This is a genomic window from Sphingomonas sp. CCH9-F2, assembly GCF_001556735.1.
In the GTDB taxonomy this organism is placed as follows: domain Bacteria; phylum Pseudomonadota; class Alphaproteobacteria; order Sphingomonadales; family Sphingomonadaceae; genus Sphingomonas; species Sphingomonas ginsenosidimutans.
In genome coordinates this window covers 1-18635 of the sequence record NZ_LSJO01000059.1, presented here as the reverse complement: position 1 = coordinate 18635, position 18635 = coordinate 1, and the positions used below count along the sequence as shown (strand labels likewise).

Here is an 18635-nt window from a genome sequence, read left to right as displayed (position 1 = left end):
GCTCGACATGGAAAGCCACCGCAAGCGCCGCGGCAAGTAACCGCCCCGCCGCGTGCGTTGGGCATTGCCCCGCGCGCGGCATCGCGGCATAGCGCGCGGCCATGAAACTGCGCATCCATGTGACGCTCAAGCCCGGCGTGCTCGACCCCCAGGGCAAGGCCATCGAACACGCTTTGGCTGGCCTCGGCTTTGCCGGGGTCAACGGCGCCCGCGTCGGCAAGCTGATCGAGCTGGACGTCGCCGAGGGCACCGCCGATGCGGATATCGATGCGATGTGCCGCCAGCTGCTCGCCAATACGGTGATCGAGAATTACCGGGTGGAGAAGGCGTGAAGACCGCCGTCATCGTCTTTCCCGGCTCCAATTGCGACCGCGACATGGCGGTCGCGCTGGAACAGGTGACGGGCCGCGCCCCGGCGATGGTGTGGCACCGCGACACCGCGCTGCCCGACGGCATCGGCATGGTCGCGGTTCCCGGTGGCTTTTCCTACGGTGACTATCTTCGCGCCGGCGCGATGGCCGCACGCTCGCCGATCATGGCCGCGGTAGCCGCGGCTGCGGGCAAGGGGATGCCCGTGCTGGGCGTGTGCAACGGCTTCCAAGTGCTGACCGAGGCGGGGCTGCTGCCGGGGGCGCTGATGCGCAACGGCGGGCTGAACTTCGTCTGCCGCGACGTCGCGCTGACGGTGGAGAACGCGCAGAGCGCCTTCACCGGCCGCTATGCCGCGGGCGAGCGCGTGTCCTTCCCGGTGGCGCATCACGACGGCAATTTCGTCGCCGATGCCGAAACGCTCGACCGGATCGAGGGCGAGGGCCGCGTCGCCTTCCGCTATGCCGAGCCGGTCAACGGCAGCGCGCGCGCGATCGCCGGCGTGCTGAACGATGCCGGCAACGTCCTGGGCATGATGCCGCACCCCGAACGCCGGATCGAGCCGGCCCATGGCGGCACCGACGGGCGGCGCCTGTTCGAAGGGCTGCTGGAGACGATCGGGGCATGAGCGCGTCCGCGCCGGTCACGGGCGGCTGCCTGTGCGGCGCGGTTCGCTACACGCTGACGGCCGTGCCGGTGCTGACCCGGCAGTGCTGGTGCCGGCTGTGCCAGTATCTCTCGGCCGGCGGGCCGACCAACAACATGCTGGTCCCGCGTGACGCGCTGACGATCGACGGCGCGCTGGGTGACTACGTATCGGTCGCCGATTCGGGCAGCGTGATGCACCGGCATTTCTGTCCGACCTGCGGCACGCCGGTGGGCGGCTATGCCGAACCGCGCCCGCATCTCTACGTCCTGCGGATCGGGACGCTCGACGATCCGGATGTGTATCCGCCGCGGCAGACGATCTGGACCGATGCCGCGCCGGCCTGGGCGACGATCCCCGACGACCGCCCCACGTTTCCCGGCCAGCCGCCCGCGCCGCCTACACCTTCGCCCGGAACGGCGTGAAGTTCGTCGCCCTGTCGAACACGTTGACCCCCTCGGCCTTCTTCAACGCGCCGATGACGGCATAGGTCAGCGGCGTCAGCAGCACCTCCCAGCCGACCTTCAGCGCCCATTGCGTATAAAGCACCTGGATGACCAGCGCGTGCGTCCACCCCTCCGCACCCCAGAAGGCGAGCGGATAGAAGATCAGGCTGTCGACCGCCTGCCCCGCCACCGTCGACCCGATCGTGCGCATCCACAGATGCCGCCCCTCGGTCAGCACCTTCATCCGCGCCAGGACGTAGGAATTGACGAACTCCCCCGCCCAGAAGGCGCACATGCTGGCGAAGACGATGCGCGGCACCTGACCGAAGATGGTTTCATAGGCGGCCTGGTTGGTCCAGTCCGGCGCGGGCGGCAGCGCGACGACCACCCAGGCCATCACCGCCATGAACACCGTCGCCGCGAACCCGACCCAGATCACGCGCCGCGCGTGCGCATAACCGTATACCTCGGTCAGGACGTCGCCGATGATATAGCTGACCGGGAAGAACAGGATGCCCGCACCGAACGGCCACGGCCCGATGCCGGGCAGCACGACCTGCGCCACCTTCCCCGCGCCGAGCACGTTCGACAGCAACAGGATCGCGACGAACGCCGCCATCACCAGATCGAAATAGCGAAAACGCCCGTGCGCGACCGCCGCCGCCTCGATCGTTTCCAGTCCGCGTTTGTCCCCCATGCGCGCCATCATGCCGCCCATTCCCCCGCACCGCAATCCGCGCTACGCGCATCGCCGGGCGCCCGTAGCTCAGTTGGATAGAGCAAGGAGCTTCTACCTCCTTGGTCGGGGGTTCGAATCCCTCCGGGCGCGCCATTTTCAACCCGAAGGTAACGACGTGGGCAGTCTCGCCTCGGTCGGTCTTGTCAGGCAATCAGGCCGACAATAGCTGCGTTCGGGAGCGTCGTCTTCGTGGATGGCGCGCGGCGGGGAATTCCGCGGCATCAGGATCGAATGTCGAGATCGACATGAACCCTGATCGCGTCGTGACGCCAATATTCGTGATCGTATTCGATGACACGTCCCTCGGCATCAAAGCTGGTCCGCACGACCAGCAATCCGGGGGTGCCCGGCTTGACGTTCAGCATGTCGGCGATGGACGTCGTGAGCGCACATGGACGCATATCGACGCGGTTGCGCACCACTTTCAGCGCATATACCGTGCCGAGAATGCGAGTGAGCGAGCCGCCGAGATCATGCTGCTCCAGTCCCGGGGCAAGCGCCGGATCGACGACGATTCGTTCGATCAGGACAGCTCGACCGTCGATCGAGCGTCGGCGGGTGAGATGATGTAGCGGCGTACCGGGAACGACACGAAAGACGTCCGCCACGCCCATCGGTGCCGCCACACTCTCGATCGATAGCAATTCGGTCGAGGGTGTGCGCTGCTGGTCGATGACATAGGACATGAAACCGGTCCAGCGCGTCGGATCATAAGTGATCGCTGGCGGCGAGACGTACCAGCCGCTGCGGTCGCGGCGGTAGATCAGCCCCTCCGCCTCAAGCTGGAACAGCGCCTCGCGGATCGTGCCGCGTGCGGTTCCGGTGTCGGTCTGCAACTGGCGTTCCGACGGCAGGCGGGCGCCGGCGGCCAGCTTTCCCATCGCGATCGCGCTGGCGATCTGGTCGCGCAGCGCGAGGTAATGCGGGCGGCCGTCTTCCCCCCCACGGCCGCCCGGCAATGTCAGTCCCGATGGCATCGACGATGTGCGACCTCTGCGAACGATGGCACCGCTGCTAGGCCGCATTGCGGCGATGCTCAACCCTCCGCCCCGAACGGGCGGTCGGGATCAAAAGACCACGCTGGTCCGCAACAGGAAGGTGCGGCCCGGCTCCATATAATCCTTCTGATAGCTCGGATTGTCGCCCTTGGTCGTGTAATAGCGCCAGTCGTTGAGCAGGTTCGCCACATCGAAATCGACCGCGACCCGCGACGACAGCGTGACGCGGGAGTGGAAATCGACGCTGCGATTGTGCTGGACCCATTTGTCTACGGCGTTGTCGCGCAGATCCTCGATATATTTCCCGCGATAATTGTACGACAGCTTCATCTGTACGACGTCGTTCTGATAGGTGATCGCCGCATTGTAGAGCAGGTGCGGCGTGTTCACGAAGCGCATCTTGCGCCCTTCGCGATACGCCTGGCCGCTGTCGGCGGCGCTGTGCTGCACCGTGACATTGCCCTCCAGCCCGAAGCCGTCGAACGGCGGGGCCAGTCCGCGCAACTGCTTGATGACGTTCAGTTCGATACCATAGAGATCGGCGGTCTTGCCGTTCTGCGGCTGGGTGACCTCGATCGTGCCCTGTCGGGTGTCGGCGTTGATCTGGTTGCCGTTGGTGAAGATGAAATGATCGATATGCTTGTAGAAGGTGGCGGCCGATACCATGCTCGCCGCATCGGGATACCATTCCGCCGACAGGTCCAGATTGGTCGAGCGGGCCGGCTTCAGGTCCGGATTGCCGCGGCTGATCGACACCACCTCCCGCGTCGCGGGGTCGCGCGTGATCGACTGGCCTGACGACAGGTTGCCATATTCGGGCGGCGAATAGCCGGTCCATACGGCGGCGCGGACGACATGCTGCCCGTCGGGGCGCCAATTGGCGGTGACGCTGGGCAACAGCAGCGTATAGCCGCGCGACGTGCTGTCGAAGCCGCTGGCCGCGCCATCGTCGGACCAGAAGCGATTGTAGGTGTCGCGGTGCTCGACGCGCGCGCCGGCGACGACCCCGATGTCGCCGATCTTCAGATTGGCCAGCGCATAGCCGGCATAGATGGTCTCGCGCGCGTTCTTGTCGTCACGCAGCAGCGCGTCCCCCGTCACGCGATTGCCGGGCTGTGCGGCGATGGCGGCGGTAATCGCCGAAATGACCGCCTGACGGCCCATCACCGCACCGTAATAATATTCGCCGTGGAGAATGCTGCGCACCTCCTTCTGGATCAGTCCCGACGCCGCCAGCGACTTGCCGTCGAGCGGCGTACCGGAGAAATCACCTTCCCAGACCGGCGTCGAATCGTAGCTACGCGACGAACGCATCCACTTCGCGCCGACCTGGAGATGATCGATCAGCCCGCCGAGATCGTAACGCGCGTCGACCTTCCCGGCCCAGCGGTCGTCGCTCTGCTTCCAGCGGCTCAGGCTCGCGCTGTCGAAGGGGAGCAGCGAGGGGTCGCGTTCGACGTTGACCGCATAGGCCGGCATTCCCGGATGCGGGAAGCGCGGATCGTGCGACACCCAGTCGAGACCCGTGGCGTTCAGCGGATAGGTGCAGGCGTCGCAATTGTAGCCGACGCTGTACGAGCCGGGCTGTATCTGATCGCCGAAGCTGTAGCTGAGGTCGTAGGTGAGCTTCAGCCGGCCGAACGCGCTGTTGCCGCCGATCTGGACGGTCGCCAGTTGCTGACGCACGTCCTGCGTTTCGAAGCTGCGCGCGAACTGGAAGATCTTCGGATCCCACACGCCCGACCGCCCGTTGAGCGACCAATATTGCTGCGACTTGCGATCGGCGTCGGTGATCCGGCCATCGCCATCGGCATCGACGATCTGCCCCGTCGTATAGCCATAGATGTTGCCAAGTTTGGCATCGTGCCCGGTAATCATGTCCTCGGGCTGGCGTAAGCTGGTATTTTCGGGGTCCACCTGGGTCAGCCGCGCGCTCTTGCGGTTGCGATAGTCGGTGTAATCGTTCGTCCCGACCTTGTCCGCGCGGGCGTATTGGCCGCGCAGATAGAGCTGTGTCGTCTCGCCATGATAGTCGAACGACAGGTTCCCGCCCCAGCGGGTCTGCTCGAAGCGTCGATAGTCAAGGTCGATGCCCGGCAGGTGCATATTGTCCTGCGAGATCGTCTCCGTGGAATTCTTGCGCCAGATATACGGCTCCCACTCGCCGTCATTCTCGGTTTCCTGGCTGTTGCCGTTTGAAACACCGTAATTGGCCGACAGGAAAATGCCGAAGCGATCGTCGGCGAAGCGCCGGCCGATATCGAACTGGCCCTGGTACAGCGCGGCCTTCTCGCCGGCGCTCCGCGCATTGCTGTTGAACCCGCCGCTCAGCCAGGCACGCATCACCTTGGCATCCTTGAAGTCGAACGCGGTCGGCGTGCGGAAGTTGATCGTGCCCCCGATCGCATCGCCATCCTGATCGGGGGTCAGCGTCTTGGTGACGCGGATTTCGGCGAGACCGTAGGGCGGCAGCAGGTTCAGCGACACGTCGCGGCTGCCCGGATCGGTCTGCGCCACGCGAACGCCGTTGATGAAGGTTGCGTTATAGGTGCCGGAAAGGCCGCGAACCGTGACATACTGGCCTTCGCCGGTTTCCTGATTCACGATCACGCTGACGCCCGGGACGCGGGCCAGCGCGTCGGCGACGGTGGCATCGGGAATCTTGCCGAGATCGTCGGCGCTGATGACCTCGACCACGGACACCGCGGATTTCTTCGCCTCCAGTGCCCTCTGGGCGCTGAGCCGCTGGCCGTTGACAACAATGTCTTGACCTTCGGTATCCTCGGCATGGGCGATGGCCGGTGCCAGCATCGCCAATATCGGGCCACCCAGAACCGCGACGCGCATCCGCTTCAAACGTGTGAATTGCTGCATGACTTCCCCCACGCCGTCACGGCGGCGCTCCGATCCTGTCGCTGGGACGAGCGGGGACGCGCGCCGATGACAGCCGGTGCAGCTGCCGCCGACGTTGAATGCGTCATGGCTGATCATACCCGCAGCAAGAACAGCAGCGACATGCCCTCGCTGAAAACTGGTATAGTCCAATTATGATTACAGGTTGGCGACAGTCGCACCTTCAGGAGATGATTTCGAGCAACCCTCTTTATTCATGTCGGACTTTTGTCGAAATCAGGGCGTCGAGTAGCGGGCGATAGGATTCGAGGGCGGCGACAGGGCAGCCGGTACGCTTCCCCCAATCGTCGAAGCGGCGCAGCAGGATCGCCTCCGCGAAGAAGGGTTCGGCGCGAAATCGCACGACTTCCTCATCGGTCATTGCGCCGCCCTGTACCGCGAGGCTCGACAGCGAGGCGTCGCTGAGCGTCGCGCGATAGCCGGCGTCGACCGCACACAGATAGCGCTTGGCGGCAACATGCAGCCGGATCGGCTCTGTGACGGTCGGGGGGAAGCAGGTCGCCAAGGCCCGTGCGCCGATATCTTCGTGCCGGGCGTCGATGCCGTAATGTTCGCCGTCGTTTCCGGCGGGTTCCAGCAGTCGCCCGATATCGTGGAGCAGGGCGGCGGCGACCAACGTGTCGGCGCAGTCGTGGTCTACCGCCAATTGCGCGCATTGCAGCGCGTGGTCGATCTGCGTGACGTTTTCGCCGTAACTCTCTGCGCCGTGCCGGGCGAACGTGGCGAAGATCTCCGCCACCATCAAATCGGGGTATAACATTCTGCCTCCGTCATGCGCCGATGTCTGAGGGCTATCTGGCGGAATGATCGCCTCCCGACCCAGCCGTCGTCAAAACGTCATAACTGGACTATACCAAAAAGCACAGGCGTTTTCTGGGAGTCTGAATGATGGGCGCGACCGACCGGCGCGATCTTCTGAAATGGGCCGGCGGGCTGGGCATGGCGAGCCTGTGGCCCTCGCTGGTGGCACGCGCGCGCGCGATACCGGCGGCACGCCGTACCGGCACGATCGAGGACGTGCAGCACATCGTCGTGCATATGCAGGAGAACCGGGCGTTCGATCATTATCTGGGCATGCTGAACGGCGTGCGCGGATTCGGCGATCCGCGTCCGCTGCGGCTGGCGGGCGGGCGCAGCGTCTTCGCGCAACCCTCGGCCGAACATCCCGACGGCCATGTCCTGCCCTATCATGGTGATTCGCGTACCACGCGCTCGTTCGCGGTCGACGGCGCCGACCAGTCACATGTCGAGAACATGCACATCTTCGATCGCGGGCGCTTCGGCCGTTGGGGACACAGCGGGGAACTCCACAACCGGATGCTGCATTACGGGCCGGGCGATCTCCCGTTCTATTACGCGCTCGCCGACGCCTTCACGGTCTGCGACGCCTATCACTGTTCGACGATGACGCAGACCTATCCGAACCGGCTGCACCTGTTCAGCGGGTGCAACGGCGGCGGGACGGTGGGTGGCGATCCGCAGATGCACAATTACGGCGAGGACGAAACGCCCAGCGCCGACATGGCGACCGACAAGCCGCTGCGCGCCGACGCCTATCGCTGGACCAGCTATGCCGAGCGGTTGCAGGCGGCGGGGATCGACTGGAAAGTCTATCAAGAGTACGACAATTTCGGCGATAACCTGCTGTCGGTCTTCCCCGCGTTCCGCCCGTGCGATCCCCGGTCCGAGCTGTACCGGCGCGGGCGGACCTGGGTCAGCGAGCATGAGAGCGGCCCCGATCGCACACGCTCGGACGGCGATCAGCTGGTCGCGGCGTTCCGGCGCGACGTGGCAGCGGGGGCGCTGCCGCAGATCTCGTGGATCGTGTCCGCCGCCGCCTTGTCGGAACATCCCACCGCCGAGCCGGCGCGCGGCGAGCATCTGACAGCCCGGCTGATCGAGGCGCTGGTCGATCACCCCGAGACGTTCGCGAAGACCGTCTTCATCCTTACCTACGACGAGGCCGGGGGGCTGTTCGATCACATGCCGCCGCCGGTGCCGCCGGTCGGGCGTTATCGCGGCCATTCGACCGTCTCCACCGTCGGCGAGGCGAAGGATTATCGCGGCACCGATCTGGCCGGGGGCGAGGCGCATCCGATCGGGCTGGGCATCCGCGTGCCCACGATCATCGTATCGCCCTGGACGAGCGGCGGGCACGTCTGTTCGCAGCTGTTCGATCACACGTCGATCCTGCGCTTCATGGAGCGGCGGTTCGGTGTCGCCGAGCCGAACATCAGCGCGTGGCGCCGATCGGTCTGCGGCGACCTGACCAGCGCGTTCGACTTCGCCGCGCCGGCCGGACCACCGCCCCGTCCGCTGCCGCCGACCGGCGACGTGCAGGAACGGATCGCGCGTTCGCTGGCCGGCACCGCCAACACGATCCCGGCGCGACAGATCGCCGCGACCCCGCTGCCGGGCCAGCGCAGCCATCGCCCGCTGCCCTATGCCGTCGATCTGATCGCCGCCGCCACACCGCAGGGGGAAGTTCGGTTGGAGTTCGTGAACAGAGGCTCCGTCGGCGCGACCTTCACCGTCCACGACAATCACGATCGCGAGGAGCCATGGCATTTCACCATCGGCGCGGGCGCCCGCCACGCGACGACGGGATTCGGCACCGTCGCGACCGGCTATGACCTGACCGTGCGCGGGCCGAACGGCTTCTGGCGGCGGATCGCGGCGGGGGTGGAGGCCGCCGCGTCACCGATCGTCGACGTCGCGCCGCACCGTGACGGAGTCGCGCTGACCATCCGCAATCCCGACGCCGCACCGGCCGCGATGCAGGTCGCGATGGACGCGCGTTATCCCGTCACCGGTGCACGAAAGCGCGCGATCATCGTGCCGCCCGGCGCCGAACGGCGCATCGTCTGGCCGCTGACCGCCAGCGACCACTGGTACGACCTGACCCTGACGCGCGACGGCGATACCGGCTATCTGTACCACGTTGCGGGCAAGGTCGAGACCGGCCGCACGGGGCGCACCGATCCCGGCATCGGTGCGATGCAGGTGACGGCATGATCCGGCGGGCGTCGCTCGCCACGCTGGCGTTGCTGACCGCCAGTGCCGCGCCGCCCCAGCCGGGACGCTATCTCGGCGGGGGCCAGTTCCCCGATGGCATGGCGGTCCTGCCGCCTCCGCCGGCGCCAGGCAGCCCGGCCGCGCAGCTCGATCGGCAGATCTTCCGCGAGACGCGGTCGCTGGCCGGTTCGCCGCGCTGGCGGATCGCGACCGACGACGTGACCAACGAACCGCTGGATCGTTATGGCTGCGCGATGGGCCTGCGGGTCGATGCGCGCACCGCGCCCGTCACCGCCCGCCTGCTCGACCGCGCGAGCGCCGCGCCGGTCGTCGATCCGGTCAAGCGCGCCTATCAGGTGCGCCGGCCGTATCTCGAGGAACCGGATGCACCGATTTGCGAGGCGAAGACCGCGCATCTGGCCGGCAACGGCGATTACCCTTCCGGTCACACGGCGGCGGGCTGGCTGGAGGCGCTGATCCTCGCCGAACTGCTGCCCGATCGCGCCGGCGCGATCCTGGCGCGGGGGCGCGCCTATGGCGAAAGCCGCGCCGTGTGCGGATCGCATTCGCTGAGCGCCGTACAGGCAGGCTATCTCGCCGGTGCCACGGCCTATGCCGCGCTCCATGCCAGCGCCGCATTCCGCCGTGACATGGCGCTGGCGCGGGCCGAACTCGCCCGCCTGCGCCGACGGGCCGCCCCACCCGACCCCGCGATATGCGCGGCGCAAACGTCCGCCCTGGCGGAGCGTCCGTGGTGAGCCGCCCCGGCGACGATAGCCAGACCTCGCGCCTGTCGCTGGCGCTAGGCGGACTGGCGGCGTTCGCGGTCTATTTCGCGATGTACGCCTTTCGCAAACCCTTTGCGGCGGCGACCTATATCGACGTCGCGGGCTGGCATGGCGCGATCGACTACAAGACCGCGCTGCTCATCGCGCAGGTTTTGGGCTACGCCCTGTCGAAGCTGATTGGCGTGCGCGTGATCGCAGAGGCGGGGCGGGAGGCGCGGGCGCGGCTGATCCTCGCGCTGATCGCCGCCTCGTGGATCGCGCTCGTCCTGTTCGCCCTGATCCCGGCCCCCTGGAACGTCGTGTGCCTGTTCCTAAACGGCCTGCCGCTGGGACTGATCTGGGGACTGGTGTTCAGCTATGTCGAGGGGCGACGCGCCTCCGAATTGCTCGGCGCGATGCTGTGCGCCAGCTTCATCCTGTCGTCGGGGGTGGTCAAATCGGCCGCGACCCTGCTGATGGCGGCCGGCGTGTCCGAATGGTGGATGCCGGCGGCGACCGGTCTGGCCTTCACCCCGCTGCTGCTGATCGCGCTCTGGCAGCTGGAGCGGCTGCCGCCGCCCGATGCGCGCGACCGCGCCGAACGGGTGGAGCGCGTGCCGATGCCGGCGGCGGGACGGGCGGCCTTCTGGCGGGCGCACGGCGGGACGCTGACGATGCTGGTGCTCGCCTATACGCTGCTGACCGCGATGCGCGACGTGCGGGACAATTTTTCCGCGGAGATCTGGGCCGCGCTGGGACGCGGCGGGCAGGCGACCTTGTTCACGCTCAGCGAGCTGCCGGTGGCGGTGGTGACGCTGGGGGTGCTGGGGGCACTGATGCTGGTGCGCGACAATCGCCGCGCGCTGCTGGCGATGCACGCGCTGATCGCCGCCGGCGCGGTGATCCTCGGCACGGCGACGCTAGCCTTCCAGGCCGGGATGCTGTCGCCGCTGGCATGGATGACCCTGACGGGCGCGGGGCTGTATCTCGCCTACACCCCGTTCAACGCGATGCTCTTCGACCGGATGATCGCGGCGATCGGCACGGCGGCCAATGCAGGCTTCCTGATCTACATCGCCGATTCGTCGGGCTATGCGGGCAGCGTCGCGCTGCTGCTCGCGCGCAGCATCGCCGCGCCGCATCTCGAATGGCTCGGCTTCTTCGAACGCTGCAGCTATGCGACCGCGTTCATCGTGCTGGTACTGACCGGATTGTCGGCGCTGCGCTTCCTCTCCGCGCCGCTGGAAGGACGACGCCATGCAACGATATGATCTGGCGGTCGTCGGTGCGGGCATCGTCGGGCTGGCACATGCACTGGCCGCTGCCCGGCGCGGTCAGCGGGTCGTCGTGATCGATCGCGATGCCGCCGCCAATGGCGCGTCGATCCGCAACTTCGGCTTCGTCACGGTCACGGGGCAGGCGGCGGGCGACGTCTGGCAACTGGCGCGCCGCAGCGCCACGGTCTGGGCGGAGGTCGCCGAAGCGGCAGCGATCCCGATCGAGCAACGCGGGCTGCTGCTCACCGCACGCCGACCGGAGGCGGAAGCGGTCCTCGACGCCTTCCTCGCCACCGACATGGGCAGCGGATGCTGTCGCCTGTCACCCCGCGATCTCGCGCGCGACTGGCCGATGGTCGCCGACATGCGCGCCGCCCTTTGGAGTCCGCACGACCTGCGGATCGAATCGCGCCTGGCGATCCCCCGCCTCGCCGCCTGGCTGCGGGAAGCGCATGGCGTGACCTTCGCCTATGGCACCGCCGTCCATGCGGTGGCGCAGGGACGGCTAGACACCGCCGAAGGCGCGGTCGCGGCGGACCGCATCGTCCTTTGTCCGGGCGACGACTGGGCGACGCTGTTTCCCGATGTCTATGCGGCGGCCGGCATCACGCGCTGCACGTTGCAGATGCTGCGGCTGGCACCGCCCGGCTGGCGGATCGCCGCGCCGGTGATGGGCGATCTCAGCATGGTCCGCTATGCCGGCTATGCCGACCTGCCCGAAGCGGCGGCGCTGCGCGCGCGGCTGGAGGTGGAGGCGGCGGAGATGCTGGCCGATGGCGTGCACCTCATCGTCGTCCAGAGCGCGGATGGCTCATTGATCGTCGGGGACAGCCATCATTATGCCGCGACACCCCCGCCCTTCGCCCCCGCCGCCGTGGAGGCGCGCATCCTCGCCGCCTATGCCGAGTGCCTGGGCACGCCGCCGCCGGTGATCGAGCGCTGGACCGGAACCTATGCGTGGGGCGCCCGCCATCATCTGATCGCGGCGCCTGCCCCCGATGTCAGGCTGGTGGTCGTGACCAGCGGAACCGGTGCCTCGACCGCCTTCGCGCTTGCCGAACGTGTGATCGACGAATGGATAGGAATCGCATGATGCAACTGAAAGCCGTGGTGTTCGACTGGGCCGGCACGATGATCGATTTCGGCAGCCGCGCGCCGGTCGTCGCGCTGTGCCGCGCCTTCGCCGCCGTCGGCGTGCCGATCGACGAAGCCGAGGCGCGCGCCGACATGGGCCGGGCGAAGCGCGATCATATCGCCGCGCTGCTCCGCCAGCCGCGCATCGCGCGCGCTTGGGCGGTCCGGCACGGCACCGCGCCGGGCGATGCCGATGGCGACCGCGTGTTCGCGGCGATCGATCCGATGATGCGCGAGGCCGCGCGTGACTGCGCCACGCTGATCCCAGGCGCGGCGGATATTGCGTGCCGGCTGCAGGCAGCCGGCGTCGCGGTGGGATCCTGCACCGGCTATACCCGCCCGATGATGGCCGACATCCTGCCGCTCGCCGCCGCACAGGGCTATCGTCCCGACCGCGTCGTCTGTGCCGGGGAAACGACAGAGGGACGCCCCTCCCCGCTGATGCTCTGGAAGAACCTGGTCGAGCTGGGCGCGTGGCCCGTCGAAGCCTGTCTCAAGGTCGACGATGCCCCGGTCGGTATCGCCGAGGGTCGCGCGGCGGGGGTCTGGACCATCGGGATCGCCGCCAGCGGCAACGGCGTCGGACTGGCCGCCGCGGAACTGGCGGCGTTACCGACGGCCGAACGCGCCCGACGCATCAGGGACTCGGCCGAGACGTTGCGAGCGGCGGGCGCCCACGTCGTGATCGATTCGGTAGCCGATCTGCCGGATGCGGTGCGGCAACTTTCGTTGAGCACCACGGCGTTTGACTGAACGCGCTGCATCGTCCGGTGGGAAGACGATGGGCAGCGGCGACCATCCCCACGCCCCGGACCGAGTGGGTCGGGACCTCAGACTTCAGCCTGTTCCTCTATGGTTCGGTCGAGTTTCACGTCGACCTGTTCGGCTTCGCGCACAACCTAACCCGGGCCTAACGTGATCGGCGCGATCGACTGCAATAACCTGACCGCGTTCGTCAATGTGCCGCGCGTAACCGGTATGGAACAGCCTTGCGCCTCTGATTGGAGAACGCGTGCTCGGGGGCTATCGTATTCCGAACCGCGATCCTTTCGGGAACCATATCATTTTTTCGTTGGGGAAAGAGGTGTGGCGAAGACCAGCAACTCGTTGGCGACCGGTCGCTCTCGCCCCGGCACGCCCGTATGGATCGGCCGGTTAAGGACGACGGGACCGGTCGCTTCGGCGACGGCGAGGGTCGACGAACCGCCGCCATCGAAGCTCATGGCGTCGCTCGCGCCCAGTTCGCGGAACAGCGCGACCAGCGTGCCGTTGTCCGCGCCCATGCTATACCCCTTCTGGCGGCCGTCGACGACGAGGATCCAGGCGCGTCGCCGGTCGGTGGACAGTCCGAACGCCGTGCGCGGCCCCTTTCCGCCCTCCGCGATCAGCGCGCGGTGGAGCGGGACGGGCTGCCCGCCCTGTAGCAGATGCGGGCCGGCGGCGATGGCATCGCGCGTGCCGGCAGGGCACCGCTGTCCGGCGCGGATGTCCGTGCGGCGGCCGATGCACAGGATCGCCGAGACGCGCAGGTCCTGGTCGATTTCGACCGGCGACGCCACCCGTCCGCCGCCCATCGCCGCGCCGGACACCGACACCGGTTCGCCGGCGTGCGGATAGTAATCGTCGCCCTTGGGCGATCCGCCGAAGAACGGCAGGAAATAGCTGGCGTTGACCGCGACCTGCGCATGGTTGGCGATCAGCGCGTCGCGCACCGTATGCGCGACATATTCCATACCCCGCGACCGGTCCGGCGGAGTCACGCCCAGCCGCAGGCCGGGACGCGTCAGGTCGAGGGTGACGATATGGATCACCATCGGGTCGGCGGCGGGATCGCCGCGCCGTTCCTGTCGATAGGTGACGCCGTCGAACAGCGGTCGGTCCGCGGGCGTGACGGCTTGTGCCTGCCACGCCGCCGCCAGGGCGAGCAGCGCGAGCCGCGCACTCACAGCTTCACCGCCGCGCCCAGCCAGAACTGGCGTCCGAAGAAATTCTGGTCGCGGGTGCCGAACCCATCGAAATTCTCGCGATGCGCATCGGTGGCGTTGCGGACCTCGCCGATGATCTGGATCGGGCCGAACGTCATGCGCGTCTGCAGATCGACCTGATCGAACGGCTGATCATAGCGGTTGCTGGTCGGCGTGGTCGGGCTGATCGAGGTATATTGCCGGCCGATATGGGCGTAGCTGACACGCGCCTGCAGCCAGTCGCGCTGGTAGAACAGGGCGGCATTGCCCTGGAACACGGGCTGCTGGGTCAAGCGCTCGAAGCTGCCGCCGCCCGGGAAGCGCGCCTTGCCGTTCAGATAGGTCGCGTTGAGCGATACGCCGAAGTCGGCGAGCGGACCGGGCAGGAAACGCAGCTTGTTGACGACCACCGCACCTTCGATGCCGAACACGCGCGACCCGGCGAGGTTCTGCGGTTGCGTGACCTGATAGACGGTGCCGTCGATCACCGTCGTGCCGGCCGCCTGCGAATAGATGTCGTCGCGAATGTCCTTGTAGAAGGTTGCCAGCGAGATCAGCCCGCTATCCCCCGGCATGTAATATTCGAGGCTCGCATCGAAATTCTGCGCGACGCGCGGGCGCAGGTCCGGGTTGCCGCGCGTCAGGACCAGCGTCGTCTGGTTCAGCGTCTCGTTGGTGCCGAGGTCGCTGGGGCTGGGGCGCCCGATCGCCTTGTAATAGGCGAGCCGTAGCCGCAGCGGATCGGACAGGTTGTAGTTGAACGTCGCGGAGGGCAGCCAGCTGCCATAGCTCGCACCGCGCGATAGCGGGGTCAGCGTGCTGCCGGCGACGCGGAAGCCGTCGATCGTCGTCTCCGTATCCTCGTAGCGGATGCCGGTAATCAGGCTGTGGCGGTCGCCTGTGTGGCGGAGCAGGACATAGCCGGCCATCACCTTCTCGCCGACAATATAGTCCGAGCGCCGTTCGTTGAGCGCGGTCTGTGCGGCGTTCAGCGTGAAGCTCGCCGCATTCTGATCGAAGTATCGCTTGAACGCATCGAAATCGAGCAGCGGCTGCGGCCGGCTCTGCCCACCGGTGTAGAGCGGCGACCAGCGGTCGGGCAGCACGAGATTGGCGGCGTTCAGCGTCGTGCCGCTGGCCAGCCCCCATACCGCCTGCCGCGTGTCGAAATCGCGCGTAGCGGCGCGATATTTCAGCCCGGCGCCGATGCCGAGGCCGCGATCCCGTGCGGTATCGCGATAGCCCCAGTCGAACTGCGCCTCACGCACCAGGTCGAGCGAACGGTCGCGATAGGGCGTGTAGGAGGCGAAGGTATAGCTGGCCGGATTGGTGAAGGTCGCGACGTTGTCGAGTACCGCGATCGGCACGCCGTTCGCCATCGTCTGGGTATAGGCGTTGGCAGCGCTGGTGGGCAGGTTGAACTGCAGCTGGTTCGACGCTTCGAGGAAGATCGCACGCGACCAGCTGCCGCGCAGGGCGGCGTGGTGGCCATCCTCGCCGGTCCATTTCACCTTGCCCTGCGCGACGTAGAGCGGCTTTTCCAGCGGGAAGTCGTTGAACCGCAGGAAACCGCCGGCGGTGCCGACCCGTGCCGTGCCACCGGTCGTGCGGGTCGTGTCGACGGTGCCGCGCGTCAGCTGCTGCTGGTGGCGCAGTTCATTGTCCGACTGCTGGAAGTAGGTGCCCGATACCTCCGCCTGCACGCGCGGATCGGGCCGCCATTCGAGCTTGGCGGTGCCGCCATAGCGGTCGACCGTATTGGGATAGCCGGCCGAGATGATGCCGCTGGCGACGGTGACGCCGTTGACTTGGCTGTAGCCGGTCGGGTTCAGCCGCTGCTGGTCGCGGCGCTTGCGGCTATAGGCGCCGGTCAGCACGAAACCCCAGCTGTCATCCACTCCGAACCGCGTCGCGAGCGTCGCGTCGGCGCGATAGTTGAGGCCGTCGTCGGTCGGCCGGTTGAAGCCCTTGCCGGGCACCGCGCGGCTGTCCGACATGCCGATGAAGGCATTGCCGACGAAGGTGCGGATACCGCGATCGAACGCCGAGCGGCTGCGCAGGTTGACGATGCCGCCGATCGCATTGCCCTCCACGTCCGGAGTGCGCGACTTGATGACTTCGAGTCCCGCCACCGCGGTGGTCGGGATCGCCTCCATGTTGAGCTGCCGGTTCTGCCGCTCGGCGGTCGCCAGAACCGCGCCATCGAGCGTGCCGACGGTGAAGTTGGGGTTCATGCCGCGGATGCCGACATAGCGGCCCTCGTCCTCATCAAAGACCGTGGTGACGCCGGGCAGCCGGCGGAAGCTGTCGGAGATGTTGTAGTCGGGCTGCTGCCCGATCTCGTCGCTGGCGAGGAACTCGCCGATCCGGTCGTTGTCGCGCTTGGCGGCGATGGCCTGCGCGTTCTGCCGCGCATAGCCGGTGACGACGATGTCGTCCCCGTCGCCGCCGCCGGCCGGCGCCTGCTGCGCCACGGCGGAAACCGGCAGCACCGCGCCGGCCAGCAGCGTAATGCGCCATGTCTTGCGAAAACACCTCATTGTCGAACCCCCGATGACCTGAAACACACAAGCCATTTATTGACTATAAGTGACATAAAGGTGACGCGGCGGCCCGCTTCGGGGCGCAGGACTGTGCGGGGAGCGATAGGATGTTGATATCGGTGATACTTTTTCTGGCCGCTGTTTCCGATCCGGCGGCCTATGCCTGCGGTGACGATCAAGTCCGCGAACTGCGACTCGCGCCCGACGGGCCAGTGGAGGTCTGGCGATGGACCGCCCGCGATGCGCAGGATTTGCCCGCCGACTATCGCACGCGGCTGATGGCCCATATCGACGAGTGCAAGCCCGTCGACGATGGTCGCGCGATCCTCGTCACCGCCTCGACCGGCGGCGCGGTGCTGATCGATCGCGCGAGCGGGCGCGTCACGTTCCGGGCGCGCGTGCCAATGGCGCATTCGGCGGATTTGCTGCCGGGCGGACGAATCGTCGTCGCGCTGTCGATCGCGCCGCGGGGCGACCGACTGCAGCTATTCGACCGGCAACGCAGCGAGCAGGTGGTGCAGACCCTGCCGCTGCCATCGGGACATGGGGTGGTGTGGGATGCGCAGCGGCACCAGTTGTTCGCGCTGTCGCACGACCTGGTGCAGGCATTTCGCCTGACCGGCAAAGGGCGTGCCGCCCGGCTGATCGAAGTCGCGCGCTGGACGCTGCCGGGGCGACGCGACGGACACGACCTGTCATCGGCGGGCGGTGGTCGCTACTATGTGACCACCGACGACGGCGCATGGCGGTTCGATCCTGATGACGGCAGCTTCATCCCCTATGCGCCGCTCAACCCGGCCCTGCGGGTCAAGGCGGTGAGCATGACCGGCGGACGCGTCGCCTGGGTTCAGGCCGAGGAGAAATGGTGGGCGCGCGGCTTCACCGTGATGGCGGCCGACGGCAGCGACCAGCGGCGGATCGCACTGGACGGCATCCATCTCTACAAGGTGCGCTGGGTCCGATGAGACCGGCGCGGGCGCACGGCGCCTATTATGCCGCGCATGTCGCCAAGAGCCTGTTGTGGACGGCCAGCGACCTGGTCACCATCTACGCACTGGTCAGCCTGTATGGCGTCGATCCGGCGCTGGCAGGCTGGCTGTTCCTGATCGGGCTGGCCGCCAATGCCGGTGCGGACCTTGCGGTCGGTGCGTGGCTGGACCGGCGTCCCGGCGGCACGCCGCGCCTTGCCGCCGGCGGCATGCTGGTGGCGGCGCTCGCCTTTCCGTTGACCGTGCTGGCCGCGCCGTTCGGGTGGAGCGCGCTGCTGACCGCGACGCTGGCGTTTCGGCTCGGCTATGCCGCCTATGACGTGCCGCACAATGCGCTCCTGTCACGGCTGGCCGCCGATCTGCCGGCGGCCACGCGTCTGTCGCGCGGGCGGACGCTGGGCAGCGGCGCGGCGGCGGCACTGGTCGGGACGGGGTTGCACCTGCTGGGCGATCGGGCGTCGATCCCCTGGCTACTGGGTGGCCTCGCGGTCGCGGCGCTAATCGGCGGCGCGGCGGTGCTGCCGCTGCTGATCCGGATGCCGGCGCCCCCGGAGCGAGGCGACGCGGGGGATGCGCCGGGATTGCCGTGGCGGTTCCTGGCCGGAAGCGTCGCCGGGATCGTTGCGCTGGCCGCACTGGGCAAGGGCGTCATGCATCTCCCGCCAACGACCGTCAGCCCCGACGCGGGGACGATGCTGGTCCTGCTCACCGCCGGACGCACGGTGACCGCCTTGGTGCCGCTCGCGATGCCGGACGCGCGACAGGGACTGCGGTTGCTCGCCGGTCTCTATGCGGCCGCGGCGCTGGCCGGGCCGGCGCTGCTGGCGGTCGGCGG

At 67.6% G+C, this 18635-nt stretch carries 16 protein-coding genes and 1 tRNA gene; 11 read left to right on the top strand and 6 right to left on the bottom strand.

The window, feature by feature from the left end:
* The first annotated feature begins 101 nt into the window (after positions 1 to 101).
* The 3 genes from purS to AX685_RS01660 are packed head-to-tail and all read left to right on the top strand — an operon-like array spanning position 102 to position 1440.
* Positions 102 to 332, top strand: a complete 231-nt coding sequence (gene purS / locus AX685_RS01670; RefSeq protein WP_066484682.1) for a phosphoribosylformylglycinamidine synthase subunit PurS — start codon at positions 102 to 104, stop codon at positions 330 to 332.
* The gene (gene purQ, locus AX685_RS01665) at positions 329 to 997 is read left to right on the top strand and encodes a phosphoribosylformylglycinamidine synthase subunit PurQ (protein ID WP_066484677.1); all 669 of its coding nucleotides are present in this window, start codon (positions 329 to 331) and stop codon (positions 995 to 997) included. The genes purS and purQ overlap by 4 nt, the downstream gene beginning before the upstream one ends.
* Positions 994 to 1440, top strand: coding sequence for a GFA family protein (locus AX685_RS01660; protein WP_066484675.1), 447 nt, complete (start codon positions 994 to 996; stop codon positions 1438 to 1440). The genes purQ and AX685_RS01660 overlap by 4 nt, the downstream gene beginning before the upstream one ends.
* Here the strand turns inward: AX685_RS01660 and AX685_RS01655 are convergent.
* A complete protein-coding gene (locus tag AX685_RS01655; RefSeq protein ID WP_066484693.1) occupies positions 1415 to 2158 on the bottom strand; it encodes a queuosine precursor transporter in 744 nt (247 codons plus the stop codon). The genes AX685_RS01660 and AX685_RS01655 overlap by 26 nt on opposite strands.
* Before the next feature lie 58 nt (positions 2159 to 2216).
* On the opposite strand from AX685_RS01655, the gene AX685_RS01650 reads away from it, so the two are divergent.
* Positions 2217 to 2293 (top strand) — tRNA-Arg (locus AX685_RS01650).
* A 128-nt stretch (positions 2294 to 2421) separates the two neighbouring features.
* Here the strand turns inward: AX685_RS01650 and AX685_RS01645 are convergent.
* The 3 genes from AX685_RS01645 to AX685_RS01635 form a co-directional block, all read right to left on the bottom strand.
* Positions 2422 to 3177, bottom strand: coding sequence for a UTRA domain-containing protein (locus AX685_RS01645; protein WP_066484672.1), 756 nt, complete (start codon positions 3175 to 3177; stop codon positions 2422 to 2424).
* Between the two features lie 90 nt (positions 3178 to 3267).
* Positions 3268 to 6072, bottom strand: a complete 2805-nt coding sequence (locus tag AX685_RS01640) for a TonB-dependent receptor (protein WP_082740424.1) — start codon at positions 6070 to 6072, stop codon at positions 3268 to 3270.
* A gap of 229 nt (positions 6073 to 6301) precedes the next feature.
* Positions 6302 to 6871, bottom strand: a complete 570-nt coding sequence (locus AX685_RS01635; protein ID WP_066484667.1) for an HD domain-containing protein — start codon at positions 6869 to 6871, stop codon at positions 6302 to 6304.
* A 125-nt stretch (positions 6872 to 6996) separates the two neighbouring features.
* On the opposite strand from AX685_RS01635, the gene AX685_RS01630 reads away from it, so the two are divergent.
* The 5 genes from AX685_RS01630 to phnX are packed head-to-tail and all read left to right on the top strand — an operon-like array spanning position 6997 to position 13057.
* On the top strand, positions 6997 to 9126 hold the full coding sequence (locus AX685_RS01630) for a phosphocholine-specific phospholipase C (protein WP_231738499.1): 2130 nt from the start codon (positions 6997 to 6999) through the stop codon (positions 9124 to 9126).
* Positions 9123 to 9884 (top strand): phosphatase PAP2 family protein, encoded by a 762-nt coding sequence (locus AX685_RS01625; RefSeq protein ID WP_066484665.1) that lies wholly within the window; start codon positions 9123 to 9125, stop codon positions 9882 to 9884. Before AX685_RS01630 ends, AX685_RS01625 begins: the two co-directional genes overlap by 4 nt.
* A complete protein-coding gene (locus AX685_RS01620; protein ID WP_197418445.1) occupies positions 9881 to 11164 on the top strand; it encodes a DUF5690 family protein in 1284 nt (427 codons plus the stop codon). Before AX685_RS01625 ends, AX685_RS01620 begins: the two co-directional genes overlap by 4 nt.
* Positions 11151 to 12263 carry a TIGR03364 family FAD-dependent oxidoreductase gene (locus tag AX685_RS01615; RefSeq protein ID WP_066484661.1) on the top strand — a complete coding sequence of 371 codons (1113 nt, stop codon included), beginning with the start codon at positions 11151 to 11153 and terminating at the stop codon, positions 12261 to 12263. Before AX685_RS01620 ends, AX685_RS01615 begins: the two co-directional genes overlap by 14 nt.
* On the top strand, positions 12263 to 13057 hold the full coding sequence (phnX, locus tag AX685_RS01610; protein ID WP_231738498.1) for a phosphonoacetaldehyde hydrolase: 795 nt from the start codon (positions 12263 to 12265) through the stop codon (positions 13055 to 13057). Before AX685_RS01615 ends, phnX begins: the two co-directional genes overlap by 1 nt.
* 308 nt (positions 13058 to 13365) lie before the next feature.
* On the opposite strand, the gene AX685_RS01605 is transcribed toward phnX, so the two are convergent.
* Positions 13366 to 14250 (bottom strand): phosphodiester glycosidase family protein, encoded by an 885-nt coding sequence (locus AX685_RS01605; protein ID WP_066484652.1) that lies wholly within the window; start codon positions 14248 to 14250, stop codon positions 13366 to 13368.
* The gene (locus AX685_RS01600; RefSeq protein WP_066484649.1) at positions 14247 to 16808 is read right to left on the bottom strand and encodes a TonB-dependent receptor; all 2562 of its coding nucleotides are present in this window, start codon (positions 16806 to 16808) and stop codon (positions 14247 to 14249) included. Before AX685_RS01600 ends, AX685_RS01605 begins: the two co-directional genes overlap by 4 nt.
* 122 nt (positions 16809 to 16930) lie before the next feature.
* Between AX685_RS01600 and AX685_RS01595 the strand changes: the two genes are divergently transcribed.
* Entirely contained in the window at positions 16931 to 17776 is an 846-nt protein-coding gene (locus AX685_RS01595) for a DUF6528 family protein (protein ID WP_231738497.1), read from the top strand.
* Positions 17773 to 18635 (top strand): hypothetical protein (locus tag AX685_RS01590; protein ID WP_443026242.1); only part of this gene is annotated, 863 nt, incomplete at its 3' end. The genes AX685_RS01595 and AX685_RS01590, both read left to right, overlap by 4 nt.

What these genes read in the sequence shown, in the direction of transcription:
- purS (WP_066484682.1), top strand. Translation starts at nt 102, where the DNA reads ATGAAACTGCGCATCCATGTGACGCTCAAGCCCGGCGTGCTCGACCCC.
- AX685_RS01660 (WP_066484675.1), top strand. Translation starts at nt 994, where the DNA reads ATGAGCGCGTCCGCGCCGGTCACGGGCGGCTGCCTGTGCGGCGCGGTT.
- AX685_RS01655 (WP_066484693.1), bottom strand. Translation starts at nt 2,158, where the DNA reads ATGGGGGACAAACGCGGACTGGAAACGATCGAGGCGGCGGCGGTCGCG.
- AX685_RS01645 (WP_066484672.1), bottom strand. Translation starts at nt 3,177, where the DNA reads ATGCCATCGGGACTGACATTGCCGGGCGGCCGTGGGGGGGAAGACGGC.
- AX685_RS01640 (WP_082740424.1), bottom strand. Translation starts at nt 6,072, where the DNA reads ATGCAGCAATTCACACGTTTGAAGCGGATGCGCGTCGCGGTTCTGGGT.
- AX685_RS01635 (WP_066484667.1), bottom strand. Translation starts at nt 6,871, where the DNA reads ATGTTATACCCCGATTTGATGGTGGCGGAGATCTTCGCCACGTTCGCC.
- AX685_RS01630 (WP_231738499.1), top strand. Translation starts at nt 6,997, where the DNA reads ATGATGGGCGCGACCGACCGGCGCGATCTTCTGAAATGGGCCGGCGGG.
- AX685_RS01625 (WP_066484665.1), top strand. Translation starts at nt 9,123, where the DNA reads ATGATCCGGCGGGCGTCGCTCGCCACGCTGGCGTTGCTGACCGCCAGT.
- AX685_RS01615 (WP_066484661.1), top strand. Translation starts at nt 11,151, where the DNA reads ATGCAACGATATGATCTGGCGGTCGTCGGTGCGGGCATCGTCGGGCTG.
- phnX (WP_231738498.1), top strand. Translation starts at nt 12,263, where the DNA reads ATGCAACTGAAAGCCGTGGTGTTCGACTGGGCCGGCACGATGATCGAT.
- AX685_RS01600 (WP_066484649.1), bottom strand. Translation starts at nt 16,808, where the DNA reads ATGAGGTGTTTTCGCAAGACATGGCGCATTACGCTGCTGGCCGGCGCG.